Annotated in this window: 14 protein-coding genes; 6 read left to right on the top strand and 8 right to left on the bottom strand. The window is 41.9% G+C overall.

Features of this window, described 5'->3' with window-relative positions; all coding sequences use genetic code 11:
- Positions 1-155 precede the first annotated feature (155 nt).
- Positions 156-1,430 (top strand): hemolysin family protein, encoded by a 1,275-nt coding sequence (locus tag PENNN9_RS01750; RefSeq protein WP_058368046.1) that lies wholly within the window; start codon positions 156-158, stop codon positions 1,428-1,430.
- Positions 1,431-1,510: 80 nt separating this feature from the next.
- Here the strand turns inward: PENNN9_RS01750 and PENNN9_RS01745 are convergent, their stop codons facing one another.
- On the bottom strand, positions 1,511-2,236 hold the full coding sequence (locus PENNN9_RS01745; protein WP_058368045.1) for a YggS family pyridoxal phosphate-dependent enzyme: 726 nt from the start codon (positions 2,234-2,236) through the stop codon (positions 1,511-1,513).
- A 316-nt stretch (positions 2,237-2,552) separates the two neighbouring features.
- Here PENNN9_RS01745 and PENNN9_RS01740 point away from each other — a divergent pair, with 316 nt between their 5' ends.
- Positions 2,553-3,608, top strand: a complete 1,056-nt coding sequence (locus PENNN9_RS01740) for a type IV pilus twitching motility protein PilT (protein ID WP_058368044.1) — start codon at positions 2,553-2,555, stop codon at positions 3,606-3,608.
- Positions 3,609-3,692: 84 nt separating this feature from the next.
- Positions 3,693-4,814: a PilT/PilU family type 4a pilus ATPase gene (locus PENNN9_RS01735; protein ID WP_058368043.1), complete on the top strand. Its 1,122-nt coding sequence runs from the start codon at positions 3,693-3,695 to the stop codon at positions 4,812-4,814.
- Between the two features lie 92 nt (positions 4,815-4,906).
- Here the strand turns inward: PENNN9_RS01735 and fur are convergent, their stop codons facing one another.
- A complete protein-coding gene (gene fur / locus PENNN9_RS01730; RefSeq protein ID WP_058368042.1) occupies positions 4,907-5,341 on the bottom strand; it encodes a ferric iron uptake transcriptional regulator in 435 nt (144 codons plus the stop codon).
- 281 nt (positions 5,342-5,622) lie between these two features.
- Between fur and PENNN9_RS01725 the strand changes: the two genes are divergently transcribed.
- A complete protein-coding gene (locus tag PENNN9_RS01725) occupies positions 5,623-6,057 on the top strand; it encodes an outer membrane protein assembly factor BamE (RefSeq protein WP_082637948.1) in 435 nt (144 codons plus the stop codon).
- A gap of 26 nt (positions 6,058-6,083) precedes the next feature.
- Here PENNN9_RS01725 and PENNN9_RS01720 read toward each other — a convergent pair whose 3' ends face one another.
- The 4 genes from PENNN9_RS01720 to PENNN9_RS01705 all read right to left on the bottom strand — a co-directional run bounded on the left by PENNN9_RS01720 (position 6,084) and on the right by PENNN9_RS01705 (position 9,092).
- Positions 6,084-6,452 (bottom strand): RnfH family protein, encoded by a 369-nt coding sequence (locus PENNN9_RS01720; protein WP_227511684.1) that lies wholly within the window; start codon positions 6,450-6,452, stop codon positions 6,084-6,086.
- A complete protein-coding gene (locus PENNN9_RS01715; RefSeq protein ID WP_058368040.1) occupies positions 6,440-7,597 on the bottom strand; it encodes a hypothetical protein in 1,158 nt (385 codons plus the stop codon). Before PENNN9_RS01715 ends, PENNN9_RS01720 begins: the two co-directional genes overlap by 13 nt.
- A gap of 144 nt (positions 7,598-7,741) precedes the next feature.
- Complete coding sequence (locus PENNN9_RS01710) at positions 7,742-8,410, bottom strand: c-type cytochrome (protein WP_058368039.1); 669 nt, start codon at positions 8,408-8,410, stop codon at positions 7,742-7,744.
- Between the two features lie 346 nt (positions 8,411-8,756).
- Complete coding sequence (locus PENNN9_RS01705) at positions 8,757-9,092, bottom strand: c-type cytochrome (protein ID WP_058368038.1); 336 nt, start codon at positions 9,090-9,092, stop codon at positions 8,757-8,759.
- A 406-nt stretch (positions 9,093-9,498) separates the two neighbouring features.
- On the opposite strand from PENNN9_RS01705, the gene yihA reads away from it, so the two are divergent.
- Positions 9,499-10,263 (top strand): ribosome biogenesis GTP-binding protein YihA/YsxC, encoded by a 765-nt coding sequence (gene yihA / locus PENNN9_RS01700; RefSeq protein WP_058368037.1) that lies wholly within the window; start codon positions 9,499-9,501, stop codon positions 10,261-10,263.
- 125 nt (positions 10,264-10,388) lie between these two features.
- Here yihA and PENNN9_RS01695 read toward each other — a convergent pair whose 3' ends face one another.
- Positions 10,389-11,057, bottom strand: coding sequence for an HAD family hydrolase (locus tag PENNN9_RS01695; protein ID WP_058368036.1), 669 nt, complete (start codon positions 11,055-11,057; stop codon positions 10,389-10,391).
- A gap of 69 nt (positions 11,058-11,126) precedes the next feature.
- Entirely contained in the window at positions 11,127-12,152 is a 1,026-nt protein-coding gene (locus PENNN9_RS01690) for an RluA family pseudouridine synthase (RefSeq protein WP_058368035.1), read from the bottom strand.
- Positions 12,153-13,338: 1,186 nt separating this feature from the next.
- Between PENNN9_RS01690 and PENNN9_RS01680 the strand changes: the two genes are divergently transcribed.
- Complete coding sequence (locus PENNN9_RS01680; protein ID WP_058368033.1) at positions 13,339-17,427, top strand: Rne/Rng family ribonuclease; 4,089 nt, start codon at positions 13,339-13,341, stop codon at positions 17,425-17,427.
- Positions 17,428-17,529: the final 102 nt, after the last annotated feature.

The raw sequence follows: 17,529 nt of genomic DNA, 5'->3' as shown, positions 1-17,529 counted from the left end.
TACACGAAGTCTTAGTATGGTTATTTGCTTTATTTATATACGTAATAGCATGTATCCAATATCTACTCTATCAACGTATAAACCATACTTAGTACGACTTATAGTGCTACCCTTTTATATATTTCCAAACCTTTCTACCTTTCTTTGAGTACTTCATGAGTTTGCTAACCGCTAGTATCTGCCTTCTTTTGTTGCTTGCCCTAAGCGCTTTTGTTTCTGCTGCCGAGATTGCCATCGCAGCTGGACGCAAAATTAAACTACAAATCATGGCAAAAGACGGAGAAGTCCGAGCACTTGATGTCCTACACATGCAAGACAATCCTGGTAGCTTTATCACTGTGGTACAAGTGGTTTTAAACGCCGTCGCTATTTCAGCTGGTGCAGTGGGAGAATCAGCTATCAGCCCTTATTTACATCTTTTGTTTAATAATGAGGCCATAGCATCGATTGTCTCTTTTGTCTTGATTACAAGCTTGTTCTCTTTGCTGGCTGACCTGATGCCCAGACGTTTGGCAATGTCTAGTACTGAGATTATAGCCGTGCGACTCGTACGGCCAATGATGCTTTTGATTTTTGTATTCAAACCCATCATCTGGGTATTTGATGGTGCGGCAAACGTTATTTTTGAGGTACTTGGTATCTCTACTGCGCGTCAAGATGATATGACGCCAGAAGATATTTATGCCGTTATGGATGCTGGGGCCGAAGCTGGCGTGTTAAAAAAGCAAGAGCATCATCTGATAGAAAATATCTTTGAGATGCAAGAGCGGACAGTCACCTCGGTGATGAATCCACGTGAACATATCGTCTACTTCGATACCAAAACAAGTACCGAAAAAGTGGTCGAGACCATGATCGAGCAACCTCACAATAAGTTTTTGGTTTGCAACGATGATGACTTAGAGAATATCGTTGGTTATGTAGAATCTCGTAGCTTTTTAGCATTAGTCCTGAATCAGCAAGAGGTTAGTTTAACCAATAAAGCATTACTAAAGCCGGCCCTCTTCGTTCCTGATACTTTGTCTTTGTTTGAAGTGTTAGAGATGTTCAAATCTACTGGTGCTGACTTTGCTGTCATCGTCAATGAGTATGCAATGGTCGTTGGCGTCATTACGCTTAAAGACGTGATGAGCATTGTCATGGGCGAGCTTGTTACTTTAGAAGATCAACCTATTGTCCAGCGTACTGATAACTCTTGGTTGATTGACGGTATGACTCCTATCGAAGATGTGGTCCGTGCTTTAGACATCGTGAACCTACCGCGCAATCAAAACTACGAAACCATCAGTGGTTTTATGATGTATATGCTGCGAAAAATACCCAAAAAAACCGATACCATTGAATACGCCAACTATCGGTTTGAAATACTAGATACTGATAAATTAAAAATCAATCAGATGCTAGTGACCAAACTTGAAGAAACTGCATAAAAAATCTGCAATAAAAGCCTTTCTTTAAGATAACGTTGTACGATCCAAAACACGGATAGTGAGAGAGCAAGTATCTTAGGTCAGTCTCGTGCACCAAATATCGCTGTGCCAACGCGCACCATCGTGGAGCCGTTGCCAATAGCGGCTGTCATATCATTACTCATACCCATACTAAGCGTATCCCATGCTTTTAGTTCTGGATATTCTCGCTTTACCTTTTCAAATAACAGTTTGGTGCGTTTAAAAGCATCTGTGTCAGATTTGGCAGGAATAATCATCAAACCGCGTAATTGTAAGCGCTCATAGTCCTTAATAGCTGCTAGTAAGTCGGGCAAATCTTTAGGATGACAGCCTGACTTACTCTCCTCATCATCTATATTAAGCTGTATCAACACATTCAGTGGTGGCATGTCTGCTGGACGCTGATCGTTTAGACGTTTTGCAATGATGTCACGCTCAAGCGTTTGTACCCAATCGAAGTTTTCGGCAATATCGCGAGTCTTATTACGCTGAATATGACCAATATAATGCCATACGATAGAGACCGCATCAGGTTGATCTTGTAGAGCCTTGATTTTTTCAACGGCTTCTTGCAGATAGTTTTCACCAAAATCCCGTTGTCCTTGCTCGGCCAATATAGCGATCATATCAGCGGGCTTGGTTTTTGAAACTGCAAGCAATGTGACATCGGACGCTGGTCTAGTGCTTGCTTCTTGCTCCTTTACTAAGTCATTTGCCTGTTCGCATGCTTTAGTAATCTGTTTGTTAACCTGCTGCCAGTTCGCAATCAAACGATTATCATTCATATCCTACCCTTGCTGTTATATTCATTGTTACTGAAAACCTTAATTAAAAATGCTTGATAAAATTTTCTTAAGAAAATTAAGCCGTTAATCGTCATTATTTACATTTAATCTGTTTCTTTTATGATAGAAATTGACTATTATTGTTATTAATTTGTTACTTTAGCTCGCTTACACTGCTAGAGTAAGTATGAGCTGTAAATAAAGTAAGACTAGTGTTATTAGTTTCTTAATAACATTATTAAACTTAGAACAATATCAACATATAATCATTTTATTGCTTGTTTTTTACTGTACTGCTGGATAGGAACGTTCGACCATGGCTGAAAAAAGCAACTTAAGCATCGAAGATCTGCTGCGATTTACTGTGAAGCATAAAGCGTCAGATCTACATCTATCAGCTGGAATGCCCGCCGTTATTCGAGCCGATGGCGAAATCACACGTATTAATATGCCTGTTATGAGTCATCAAACCGTGCATCAGCTAATTTATGACATTATGAATGATAAACAGCGTGCCGACTTTGAGGAATTTTTTGAGACTGACTTCTCATTTGAGATTCCAAATCTAGCACGCTTTCGGGTAAATGCTTTTAATCAAAACCGCGGTGCTGGCGCTGTCTTTCGTACCATTCCTTCAGAAGTTCTCACTTTAGAAGACTTAGGAATGGGTGATGTATTCAAACAAGTTTCGAGCTTTAAACGTGGCGTGGTGCTAGTAACAGGGCCGACTGGTTCTGGTAAATCTACCACTTTAGCGGCAATGATCGACTATATCAATGATACACGTAAAGAGCATATTTTAACCATCGAAGACCCTATCGAATTTGTTCATGCATCAAAAAAAAGTCTTATCAACCAGCGTGAAGTCCACCGTGATACGTTAGGTTTTGAGCCTGCTCTACGCTCTGCACTACGAGAAGATCCAGACGTTATCTTGGTTGGTGAGTTACGCGACCTCGAAACCATTCGTTTGGCTTTAACCGCGGCCGAAACTGGTCACTTGGTGTTTGGCACTTTGCATACTAGCTCTGCTGCGAAGACAATTGACCGTGTGATCGATGTTTTTCCGGCTGCTGAAAAAGATATGATTCGTGCAATGTTATCTGAATCGCTACAAGCCGTTATTTCACAGACTTTATTACCAAAGCAAACAGGCGGACGTGTTGCCGCTCACGAAATTATGCTCGGTACACCGGCCATTCGCAATCTCATACGCGAAAACAAGATTGCCCAGATGTATTCTGCTATTCAGACTGGTGCTGGTGACGGCATGATTACACTTGACCAAACTCTCAAAAACTTAGTCAGCAAAGGCACTATTAGTAAAGACGTCGCTCGTCCTTATGCCAAACAGCCTGAAGCATTTATATAGTACTGGTACGACTCATTTATTTTTACGTTATTTTCAATACTTTCAACTTATTCTTTGATAACTCACTTTTAACTTGGATATGATATGGACTTCGATAAATTACTGCAACTCATGGTTAAAAAGAACGGCTCTGATTTGTTTATTACAGCTGGCGTCGCTCCTTCTATGAAAATAAACGGCACTATTTGTCCTGTAGGACAAGCGCCATTAACTGGTGAGCAAACTCTGCTTTTGGTCAAAAGTCTTATGACCTACAATCAGCAAAAAGAGTTTGAAGACACCAATGAATGTCAGTTTGCTATCTCAGATAAATCACAATTAGCACGTTTTCGAGTTAGTGCTTTTATGCAGCGTGATATGGCAGGCATGGTTTTACGAAAAATCGAAAACAAAATTCCAACGATTGAAGAGCTGCGCCTGCCTCCTTCGCTAAAAGAGTTGGCAATGAAAAAGCGTGGTATCATCTTATTAGTCGGTGCTACAGGGACAGGTAAATCAACCACACTTGCTTCTATGATCGGTCATCGTAACCAAAACTCTCATGGTCATATTATTACTATCGAAGATCCCATTGAGTTTGTACATCAGCATAAAGGCTGTATCGTTACGCAGCGTGAAGTTGGTGTCGATACTTTGTCATTTGAAGCTGGGCTAAAAAACACCTTGCGCCAAGCGCCTGATGTCATCCTTATTGGTGAAATTCGTAACCGTGAAGTGATGGACTATGCGATTCAATATGCTGAAACAGGACATTTGGTTTTTGCAACATTACACGCAAATAATGCCAACCAAGCTATTGATCGTATCATTCACTTCTTTGAAGCCGATCGCCATAATCAATTATTTATGGATCTATCGCTCAACTTACAAGCCATTGTCGCGCAGCAGCTTATCCAGACTCCGGACGGTAAAGGCTACCGTGCAGCGATTGAAGTGTTGCTTAACTCACAGCTGATTAGTGACTATATCCGTAAAGGGGAGCTACACGAAATCAAAGAGGTAATGACGCGCTCACGTGATAGCGGTATGCAAACCTTTGATCAGGCCTTGTTCGATCTATATGAAAATGGTGACATTACTTACAAAGATGCGATTAAACATGCTGACTCACCAAATGATTTACGTCTTAAGATCAAACTAAACAGTAAAAATGGCAGTAAAGACATTGAAGAAAACGCCAGCAGTTTATCTTTAAACATTAGCTAATAATCAGTGATTGATGTTACAAACCAATCACACAAACAAAAAACAGCTCTCAATTTGAGAGCTGTTTTTTTAGTTAAATCCATATCTATTTATTATTTTGCACTGTCTTTGCATTCTTGATTATTGCAAATTCCATATAACACTAATGAGTGCCCAGACAGTTTGAAGCCATGTTCTGCTGCTACCCTTAGCTGCTCTTCTTCAATGACTTCATTGTGAAACTCAATAATCTTCCCACAAACATCACAAACCAGATGATCATGATGCTCTTCTTGAGTAATTTCAAACACTGACAAATTGTTTTCAAAGTTATGACGTTCGACAATACCTGCTTGCTCGAACTGCGTCAATACTCGATAGACTGTTGCCAATCCCACATCTTCGCCTTGCTCAATGAGCGCCTTGTATACCTCTTCTGCACTCATATGATGCAGCTCTGCTCTCTCAAGTAGCTCTAAGATTTTAATACGCGGCAAAGTTACTTTTAATCCTGCTTTGCGTAAATCTTGGTTGGTAAAAGAAGCCATAATATCCCTTCTGACTGTTAAGTCTTAACAAATAAAAACTAAAAAATAGCTATAGCGAATTAGTAGTTAGGACGTGTCCCCATTTAAAAGTAATGATAAAAATGAGATAAATTGCAGCTATAAGCTTATGAATTGACACTATAAATTACTGAGTATATCAGGTAGCATTTGGTAAATAATGTCGTAAGTGGTAGGCAATTGCAAGTAAATGACGTATCATTTGTCCAAGATTGCCGGCAAGACCTGCATGAGATGTATTTAGCCGCGCCCAACCCATTTTTGTGAGCCATCTTACCATGATAAAGCTATTAAACCGTTTTCCACTTGGCCATCAATCATCTAACTATTCAGCCAATCTGCGCAAAGTTATGATTACTGCAACTCTTGGCGTCACTGTCGCCCTATCGGGTTGCTCACTATTTAGTGTTTATAGAATTGACTTACCACAAGGTACGCCAATCACTCAAACTCAAGCACAAAAACTACAAGTAGGTATGAATCAAAACCAAGTATTGTACATACTAGGCAGTCCTGCTATCAAAGACACATTGGCCCCCAATCGTTGGGATTATATCTACGACTACCAAGCAGGTACAGAAGGCGAGCGCAAAGGCATTACAGATGTCAAAAATGCCAGCCAGCATTTGATTGTCTACTTTGATGCCAATGGTATTGTCACTCGTATCGAAGGTATAGAAACCTTACCTCAATCTTAGTCTGAGCTAGAGACAGTCTTAGACCATTACTTTTGCTTTTTCTTATCACGTTTTTTGCGCTGAGACATGGGATCAGCGCTTAAGCTACGGTATACCTCAATGCGATCTAACGGTTGTAATATATAGCTTATAGGCTGCTTTTGTGCATAAATGCCTACATGCCAGCGCTTGGCAGTAGGGGTTGTCATACCTACTACCTGCTTACACCATAAAGCCAAGTTAGGAAACTGAATTAACCAGCCTGCCTGTTCTAGTGCTTCATATAAAGTCGTACCTTCAGCGACTTGCAATGTCATATAGTGCTGATGTTTTACATCTTCAGCATAAGCCAAATGTACTGTTATCATGGCCGACGTTTGGGAAGATTTAGCCGTATTCTCTATCAACTCAGCCACAGCATCATCCAACCTACTAATGCTAAAATCAGTGCTAACGGTACAATGAGACGAATGGCTACGCGCCATAGGTTGTACGATGCTTCACTGCCAAAGTTTAAAGACTTACGCAAGTGACTGATTTTCATATGCCAACCAGCAAATATAGACAACACCAACACTGCAATGCTACTTACTATAACCAGTAGACCCACTAGCCAAGCTGTCGGTACTATTGTGACTAGTAATAAACCTACAATCAATGTAATAACTAAGCTTACTACTAGACCAAATTTATGTGCCAGCTGCTGGGCACTATAATACAATAAATAGCTTGCCACAAATAACACACCTGCATGATATAGCAGCTGTCCAATGGGCGGCAGTGTCAAACCACTACTAAATAATGCAACAACACCGATAACCAGCTGTAGTACCCAAATAGGCAGCACCAGCTTAGCAGCATGGTAGGTATGAGGCGTCTTAGTTGAATGTAATTTAGTAGAGTGTGACTTGGTGGCATTGAGACCGTCTGGCTCTATTGCAGTTACTGTCTGCTTTGTGACTAAATGCTGACCAAACCAGTATAATCCAGTACCCGCTCCTACACTGACCAACGCCAGTGCAACCGCTCGTGCCCACTCAGTTAAGTTGATGTTAGTCACGGCAAATTCAACTTGCGGCAGTCCATTTGTCAAACCCATCACCAAGCCTACGACCATCAAACCCAAACCTATTGGTAGAGGCGCAACACCAAGCAAACTTAACAATACTGCAATCACCATCAAGCCGCCAGCGACCGCAAAAACTGGCAAGCTTGGCGCACTATTAAGCTCAGTCAGCGCAGATAACAGTCCACTACTTGCTCCAGATATAGCAAGGGCAGCGATAGCAATCGCAACTACCGCTGTCAACCAACCAAAGCTACGCCATAATGGACTAGCATCAGCTTCGCGAGTAAGCTTTTGCATGCCTGCTAAAGGCGCCTCAATACTGCGATACGCTAAAGCAATCTCTGCATAAATAACGGGCAACGAAACCAATACCATCGCAAATAGCCATAGTAACCAAAAGTCTATCTCACCAATTGAAGTGGGTGTAAACCAGCGAAAAAGCAGTAGTGGCAACAGTGCTGCCATAAAATAAGAAGCATAGCGGACCATCATAATCTCAATCCAAACGATCTAAAGTGAATAACAATAGGCAATTATACAGACCAATGAAGAGGGCTGTATTTATTTATACGATATAGGGACAGGCAGCTATAAAAAAACCCCGAAAACGGGGTTTAATGATTAGCTAAGCGGCGCTTAATGAACAGCGCTGATATAATCTGACAAGATACGAATGTCACGATCTGATAGTCTCGCTGCTACTGTCTGCATCATACCCATCTCGCCTTCTTTGGCTGCATCATTGACACGTTTTTGATCTTCGCTTGCAATATCATCCACGCGGCCTGCTGCACGGAACAGCTTTAGCTGAGTAGCAATATATTCAGCATGCTGTCCTCCCAAACGTGGGAAAGCTGCAAACTCGTTACCAGCAGCATCTGGACCATGACAACCAGCACACCCAATCACACCGCGTGACTTATCACCACCCAAATAAAGCTTGGTTGCTTCTTGATTGGTTGCAGGATTACCAAAGCCTACACCCCAAGGTGCCTGCTCGGCATAGTAACCTGATACATCAGCAAGATCTTGCTGAGACAAGTTGGCAACTTGGGACTGCATGATACCGTTTTTACGATATCCAGATTTAAAATTGACCAATTGCTTATATAGATACTTTACATTTTGACCGCCAAGATTTGGCTGAGCTGGTACGACACTCACTCCGTCAACACCGTGACAAGCGGCACATACCGTTTCTGCAATTTGTTTACCCGCATTAGCGTCATATTCAGGAACAATAATAGCAGCTTGTACGCTGAAACTTGCAACACATAAGCTGGCGGCAGCGATTAACTTTTTCATTGATACAGATCCTACTAACTCGCCGTAAGCATTAACTTGATTGATTGTATTAACATAACACTCACCAAATCATACAAGCGCGTCTATAGCTTGACAGAATCAATCATGCGATTTGAGGTGTTAATAACAAGCAGCCCGAAAGCACTTACTAACATCAGGGTTTATTTGCAATTATTATAGCAAGACTTTAAAGAATTTGCCTACTTAATCATAGTAACTAACGTTTTTTATCGAAATTCAAGCTCAATATATATTCTATAAACCATTTATCTTTTGCATAAAAAGGTACAGGCTATCATTAAAATACCTTAAGCTTTTACAATAGCATTGTTAACTAGATTCTTATCTACTTACTCATATATTCAATCAATTTTCGATAATCGTCATCGCTACAACTATTACATAATCCGCCTGCTGGCATCTGTATCATGCCGCCCTTTACAGAATTAATCAGTGCTGGCATACCTTTTTGCTTTATAAGGCGTTGCCACTGAGCGCTATCACCTTTCTTTATAGCGTTTAATGCACCACTGTCATGACAAGCTGCACATGAGTCATCGTAGGTTTGGGGGATATCAGCTGCTGTATGACCACTTGTCATAGGCAAACTTAAGACAAGTGCAATCATACTACTGCTCAAAACCTGGCGTGTTTTAGTGGTATTGATATTTAATAAACGCATACGATATCCCCTTTAACTGAATAACCATGGAATACTTATATCTATAATTATTCGATACATAGACTTGTTAACCGATAATATCTTATATTGTAACGATATATGTCGAGTTAAAGTAGTGTTATCGCGTTTAGGGTTAGTAACGTTTAAGCGCTAGACGATAATTTTTGCTAAGCTGTTATTCACTTTAGTGTTATGCTGTCATATATAGAACGACAGAACAGAGATAAGTTATACAATAAACAGATTACCGTAATACTCATCATTTATCTGACTGCTTATTTATATTCAAAGATACTCTAAAGCCTATATAATCAACGTTACCGCTGATTCCTTGTCTTTTTTTGACCGGTTCTGCATTATTATTCCAAACTTCGTTTCAAATTTTTTGATTGTTAATGAGTCATTTATGAGTACCCCGTTTAAAGATGTTGCCGCTGAACATGCGGCGTTTAATACCAAAGCCCGCCAGCGTATTCAACAAACTGAATTTATGACGTCGGCGCCTACTTTTCGTCTCTGCCCACCTGATATCGGGCTAGAAGTGGCTTTTGCAGGACGTTCAAACGCAGGTAAATCCTCTGCTATCAATGCTTTAACCAATCAGCGCCAGCTTGCCCGCTCGTCTAAGACTCCGGGACGTACGCAAATGATTAATTTTTTTAGCATTGGAGATACCAACAGACGCTTAGTCGATTTGCCAGGTTATGGTTATGCAGCTGTCCCGCTTGAGATGAAAAAAGAATGGCAGGTCGAACTAGAAGAGTATCTGGTATCGCGCTCAAGCCTTGCAGGTTTAGTGCTTATGACTGATATTCGCCACCCTCTTAAATTCTTTGATGAGCAGATGCTACATTGGGCCAAAGATGGCGAGTTGCCTGTCCATATCCTATTAACTAAAGCGGACAAACTCAAATATGGTGCGTCAAAAAACGCTCTACTTAATACTCGCCAAGCTCTCAAAAAATTGGGCTTGAACTGTACCATTCAGCTGTTTTCTGCATTAAGAAAAGAGGGTCTTGATGAGCTGGCAGGTGTAATGGGAAATTGGTACGACTATAAACTTGATAATGACAAGCTCGTCGAATCGGATCTTCAGACATTTGATACTACCCAACAAGACGCTGACCAAAAAGATGCTGAGTCACAAGATAAGCAGCAAGACAACGAATAACCATCATCTGTAACAAACTAAAAGGGTTTATCATTATCTTGATAAACCCTTTTTTTGCTTATTATGTCTTTATTTTAACCACATAGCAGCTCAGTTAAAGCTTGGGGCTTATTATGTCTTTTATTTTAACCACATAGCAGCTCAGTTAAAGCTTGGGGCGTATCAACTTGATAAGTAGGCTGCTGAGCGGCAAGCTCTTCATTGGTTGCTGTACCATAATCTACAGCGATGCTAGTCATGCCAAGCTTATTTGCCATTTGAATATCATATACACTGTCACCGATAAACACAGCTTTAGATATACTATGCTGCGTATGCTCTAAGATATCTGTCAGCATCTGCGGGTTGGGCTTGGAGCCTGACTCATCAGCACAACGAGTTATTTCAAAGTAGTGCTGGCTAGCAGAGGCGGTAAGCACCCTATCAAGACCCCGTCTTTTTTTACCTGTCGCTACAGCCAATTTGCGGCCTTGCTGCTGCAACGTTTGCAACATGCCTTCTATAGGAGTAAAAAACGGTGTGCGGTGACTGTTAGGAATGTAGTAGTCAGCATAGCTTTGTTGAATAGCCAGCTTTTGTAGCTCATTTGCTTGCGGGTATAAAATCTCGATACCATTCATCAGACTTAGACCGATGATATCCCTAACCGCTTGGTCTGTGGTACAAAAACCATGCGCCTCTCCAGCGACATGCATGGATTCAACGATTAAACCGATTGAATCCATTAAAGTACCATCCCAATCAAAGATAACTAGGCTCTTATCTGCCAAGCAATGATTAGATTGTTTGCTCATAAATTTACCTTAACGTACGCCAATAAACCAAAAATTCAACAACAATACATTAATATAGAGGCATTAAGCTTATTCTGGCAATGCGATTTGCTCCGGCAACCAGTCTGCCATATCGTCTGGTAACGGGGCAGTAATGGTTTTATAACCTGGAATATCTAGTCGCCATGCGTGTAAGCACAAGCGATGGACACCTGACTTGTCATGTACATTGTATTTGTCATCACCTAAGATAGCATGACCGATATGAGCCAGATGCACACGTATTTGATGCGTACGTCCTGTCAATGGCTTGGCTTCAATCAAGCTGACTGGCTGATCTGCCAGCAGAAAACGGCTATGTACGGTAATATCCGTTTGGCTCTCTTTAGATTGAGGGTCCTGATTTTGTGCAGCACTGCCATCCACTTTGACACGGCGCTCACCGTTAGCAAGCGTGTAACGTAGCAATGGGGCATCAATACGTTGCTCATTAAGAGCAGGCTGTCCTTTTGCCAGACAAAGATAATGCTTTTGAATGGTTTTGTCGACCAGATGCTGCTGCAACACTTTGAGTGTTGAGCGCTTCTTAGAAATCATAAGCAGACCTGATGTGTCTTTATCAATGCGATGTATAAGCTCTAGGTATTTTTTACCAGTCACTTCACGCATGGCTTCGATGACACCAAAGTCAAGACCACTACCGCCATGTACTGCGATACCAGATGGCTTATTGAGCACCAGCAGCCCATCATCTTCATATACGACGCGCGCTAATAGACTATTGGCGAACTCAGTACTAATGATTGGTTTTTCACGGGTTGCCAGCTGTATAGGTGCGATACGTACGACATCTTCGCGCTCTACTCTATCATGCGCTTTACAGCGCTTATTGTTCACTCGAACCTCATCTGACCGTATCATTTTATAGATATGGGATTTTGGTAGCCCTTTTAAGCGGTTTAATAAAAAATTATCTAAGCGCTGATCGTGCTGATGGCGTGTGACTTCAAGGTAGTTAACCTTTCCAAAGTTACTAATCTCATCATCAGCGCTTTGTGGGCGTGTCCTGCTGTTAAATATCGCCGGAGCTTCATGGGTAGGTGCGTCGTCAGTCATTTTAGAGTTTGTCATTTTTAGTTAGGTATTTACACAAAGATTTGCTATAGTTTACCATGTTGAGCGCCAATTAAGCAGAGACTAGGACAATAATCGTTATTGTCTTAAACAACTTGTTGTTATCATCATTACTTGCTAGTGATGAGTCAATCTTGCGATTTTTGTACGCATCATCTACTTTCAGGACAAGATGCCTAGTAACATAGGCATCGCGTTCAATAAAAGGTATTTATACCAAATTGATCGCTTTGGTAATGATGGCAAACGTGCCAAATTATCAAGCGGTAATAGTACACAACTACTCATTAACACACGACCACGACTTGATTTTTTTGATCATTGGGTTGGTGCAACTGAGCAAGTGATGTTAATCCGATGTTAAGAGTTTAGCGCTGCCTAAATATTGGCGGTCAAACAGATAAACTGATTGTCATACAAACAATATATATCCACCGAGCTGATGAGCCGGTTACCTACTCTGTTTGCCAAGTACGCCCCGCTGAATAACAGTGCAATGGCACTCATAACTTAAGATTCTAAAACAGTTAGATGTTATAAAATAATAGATAGATAAAACAATTGAATTAATTTGAGCTGATATGAAGACGTTCGCTGGCGTTAACAGTTTAGAAAATAAACAAAACGGCGAATAAATTGTGACTTTGTGGTAAGTGCTTATATACCTTTACAACGTAAATTAAGCACATTTTATATGTTAATACTCCTTGTAAAACTTACCAAGGTAACGTGTTGGACACTAGCCTTGAAACCAGTACAAGATGATTGGCATTAGATCCTGTTACAGCCCTACACTCTGTATCAAAATTACTTAGAACAATTATTTTAGTAGCTTTGCAGTCGTTAATTTAAAACATAGACGTTGATTTTGTATCAGTTACCGGCGACTATGGACTAAGCTACGATGACCACTTAATTCGATACTGGTATTTATCTGATTTTGTCCGAGCAGTACGCTTGCTCTACATTTACTGGTTTTAGTATTGGCATGACTTGTCATTGCAACTTTACTTTGATTATATTTATATTGTTTGCTGTCCAGTTGGCAGCCTGAATAATCTGTTAGTGCTTTTTATTATTAAAGCGTTTGATATTAGAGTTTTTATTCAGAACCACTCAATATAGTAGCCCTTCTCGTCGTTGTCCTGTGCACTCATAGGATAATAGTATGAAACGCATTTTGATTAACGCCACCCAAAACGAAGAAATTCGTGTCGCCTTGTGTAAAGGCAATCATCTCTACGATTTTGATTTAGAAAACCGTACCCGCGAACAAAAAAAATCTAACATTTATAAGGGTCACGTTACCCGTGTCGAACCATCGCTTGAAGCAGTATTCGTTGAATATGGTTCACAGCGTCAAGGGTTTTTGCCTATTCGTGAAATCTCTACTGAATATCTAAGTGGCAACCCACGTGACGAAAGCATCAAAAAACTTATCAAAGAAGGCGATGAGCTGATTGTTCAAGTTGAAAAAGAAGAGCGCGGTAACAAAGGCGCAGCCCTTTCAACTTATGTATCGCTAGCTGGCCGCTATTTGGTGCTGATGCCAAACAACCCTCGTGGGGGCGGTATTTCGCGCCAGATCTCGGGCAAACTGCGCGAAGATATGAAGCGTATGCTTGGCAATCTTGACTTGCCTAAAGGTATGAGCGTCATCATTCGTACTGCAGGTATTGGCAAAACTCAAGAAGATCTGCAACACGACCTAAATCATCTGCTTAATATTTGGCAAGCCATTCAAGAGCAAAACAAAAAGTACCCATCACCGCGTCTGGTCCATCAAGAAGCAGGTGTTGTGACACGTGCGGTACGTGATTATCTGCGTGATGACATCGCTGAGATTTGGATCGATAACGAAAACGCTTACATTGAAGCGGCAGGATTTATCGATGCAGTCATGCCAACGCAAGCGGACAAACTACGCAAATATACTGACTACGAGCCGATGTTTGCACGCTTTAATATCGAAAAACAGATCGAGACGGCTTACCAGCGTGAAGTACGCCTGCCATCTGGTGGCTCTATCGTCATTGACCAAACTGAAGCGTTGGTGTCTATTGACATCAACTCGGCTAAGTCTACTAAAGGTTCAGACGTCGCCGAAACTGCCTACCATACCAACTTAGAAGCAGCTGATGAAATTGCCCGTCAATTACGTCTGCGCGACATGGGCGGCTTGATTGTCATTGATTTCATTGACATGAATGATAATAAGCATCAAAAAGAAGTCGAAAAACGTCTGGTTGATGCGACCAAATATGATCGCGCTCGTGTCCAGTTCGGTGAGATATCTAAGTTTGGTTTGATGGAGATGAGCCGTCAACGTCTGCGCCCATCGTTAGAAGAGTCTACCGGTTACATCTGCCCGCGCTGTCATGGCAACGGTATGATTCGTGACTTGCGCTCATTATCACTATCTATCATGCGCCAAATCGAGCAAATCGCTCTAAAAGAGCGTCAAGGTGAAGTACAAGCAGAAGTACCAACTGATATTGCCGCATTTATCTTAAATGAAAAACGTGACAGCTTGGTTTATCTTGAACAAGATAGCGGCACACGTATTACTATTTTGCCACACGCTCACTTAGAGTCACCCAATTTTAAATTGCACTTTAATCGTGATGGTTTTGCACCGACGAGCTATGAGCGTATCACCGATACGCAGCAACAAGAACATAGCGACCTTGGTTATGACGTTGACTGGCAAACGTCAGAAAAGGAACGCCCTGAGCAGCAGCCTACTCGTCAGCCGCGTAAATCAGCTGATAACCAAAGTAGCCCAGACAACCGTGCAAGCAATCAAAGTAACGGACGCGCGTCATCATCGAATACTGGCCAAAACAGCAATCGACACAATGGCTCAAATAACGAAACAAAAAATACAGACCACAATCAAAACAACCATAGGCGTACTGACAAGACGTCAGAGAGTACGCAAGTCTCCTCAGCGCGTGCTGCTACAGACAATATTGCACAGAGCAAGCAGCAGGCCTCTACTACGCAGCCAAAAGCCGTTGCTTGGCTGTCTAATCTGTTTGCACAAGCTCCACAAGCACAAACTGCAAATAGTGTTAGTAGTCGTGATGCCGCTGAAGCTATTGAAGCACTAGTCAATACAGGTGCTCAAAGCTTGGGTTCATTCGGACATGTTGATCATACAGCGTTAGATAATAGCCAGCACTCATCCATTCAAAATGACGATCAGCAAAACGTACATACGCAAGACGATAGCAATGTTCAAGGTGGCAATCAACCATCAAAACAAAGCTTTCATAACGATGACGACGATAAAAAAGGGAGTCATAGCGACGATAGAAGAAAGCGTAAGTCACGCAAATCAAAATCTTCTAAATCTCGTCAAAGAAAAGATCAGCGCGATGACAGCGATAGCGTAAATAATAGTACAGATAGTACCAGCAACAATAAACAGTCTGATACGCAAGAGGCAAGTGAACGCGATAACAAGCGCGCCCATGATCGTAACGGCAATCGTCAAGACAGTCGTCAAGATAACCGCCAGAACAGTCAAAATGGTAATGGGCGTACAGAGGACAATACCTCAAGCGAGCAATCACGTACGAAACGTAAACCCCATAGCCAGCGTAACTCACGTGGTAAGCTTGAGCGCGGCGAAACCTTAACAGCTGACGATAATACCAAGCAGCATAATCAGCAATCTGCTGCTAGTGCAGCAAAAGGTAAATCACAAGCGCATGCTCAGCGCGATCAAGATCCCAATGAAGTCATACTACAGGTCAATGAAGCGCCGTCCAAGATTAAGGCTTCAGAAGTAGTGCATCTTTCTTTGGACGATAGTAAATCTGCTCAATCATCGTCTAAAGCTAAAGATACGCAAGAATCTGGGCATCAGACTGTCGATGACAAAAACACGACTGCCAAACAGCGTCATAAAGACAAGTCTGAAACGACCACGGCTAAGTCAGAAGATCGCTCATCATCCGCTGCGAGTAGTACTAAACCTACTGAGAGCTTAGTTGAGAACAAGGCTCAAAGCGCTGAGTCAAAAGGCAATTCATCTGATAGCACATCAGCAGTTGGAAATACCGAAAAAGCCTCTAACGCGCAGGAAACCTCTCAGCCATCGGCTCAAAAAGTAGATTTGGAGCCAAAAGCAGCTAAAGCTAGCAGCGTACAATCCGTTGCTGTTACCCAGCCCGCTGAAAACGATGAGTCTAAAAATGGTAATAAAGCTGATGTGAGCAGCAGTACAAATGAGGTTGCAAGAGGCAATACCGCTCTCATGTTTACTCGCGAAGCATTATTTGCGGCGCGCTATGTGACTGCTAATAAGTTTGGTCAAGCAAGCAACGACCCGCGTGTCGTCCGTCGTCAGCAGTCAACGCCAATCGCTGAGACTAACGCGCAAGCCAGTCTTGCACCTGCTACCATTCGCGGTACAGTTGGTGAGTTTATTCATGCAACGTTAGCAGATGCCCAAAGTCGTTTGGCAGACAAAGGGGTCATCAGCTGTTTTATTCAAGCGATTGAAGCACATGCACAGCATACTCAAGCTGCTGACACTCCTGACGTTGACGCTAGTTCTGCAGACGATAGCCAAGGTGAGGCTTTTGATTTTAGCAATTATGGTTACCAGCCTTTAGATGCTGATTACTTGACTCGGTTTGATGCCATGACTCAAGCAGTTAGTCAATTTGCTACTGCGCAAGGTAAGACAGAGGTGGCACCGCAGGCTATTAATAAACGTGCTATTAACGATCCGCGTGGGCAGCATCCCGACTACCGTGCTGAAGAACAGGCGACATTGAATGTACCTGATGCGCAGTTAGATGAGTCAAAACAAGGCGTCCAATCTGAACAGGTGGCAGATTCTCAAACTACTGAGACCGATCATGAGACTAGCACTGATGACCATCAAGTTGATGCTCATGAAACTGCAGCCGCAGCATTGGCCAGTGAAGTACAAGCTGACGACATCACTGTTGAGAGCGAACAGCTATTAAAAGCAGATCAGGCATTACTTGACGATAGCAAAGCTGGTGAGCATGCCGATGCTACAAAAGAGGACAGTCAAGCAGCTAAATCAAAGACGACTATTGCTAGTTATAAAAATATGATTGAAAGTGTCGCTGAGCAGCTGCTGCCACAGACTGGTATGTTTAATTTGACCACGCCAAAGGTACCAAAAGCGCGTAGTCGTAAACCAAAGTCTGAACATATAAAACCTACGCAAGCTGAAAAGTCTGAAAATAACCACTCAAGTAGCGACAGTTAATGGTTAGCCTTGATATAGTTTGTATAATTGGTATAACGCAACTTTTATAGCCATCTTATACTTAATAATCTAAAAAGCCCCAAAGTTAACAGTAACTTTGAC

The organism is Psychrobacter sp. ENNN9_III (assembly GCF_001462175.1).
Classification (GTDB): Bacteria; Pseudomonadota; Gammaproteobacteria; order Pseudomonadales; family Moraxellaceae; genus Psychrobacter.
This window is presented reverse-complemented; position numbering and strand designations above follow the sequence as displayed.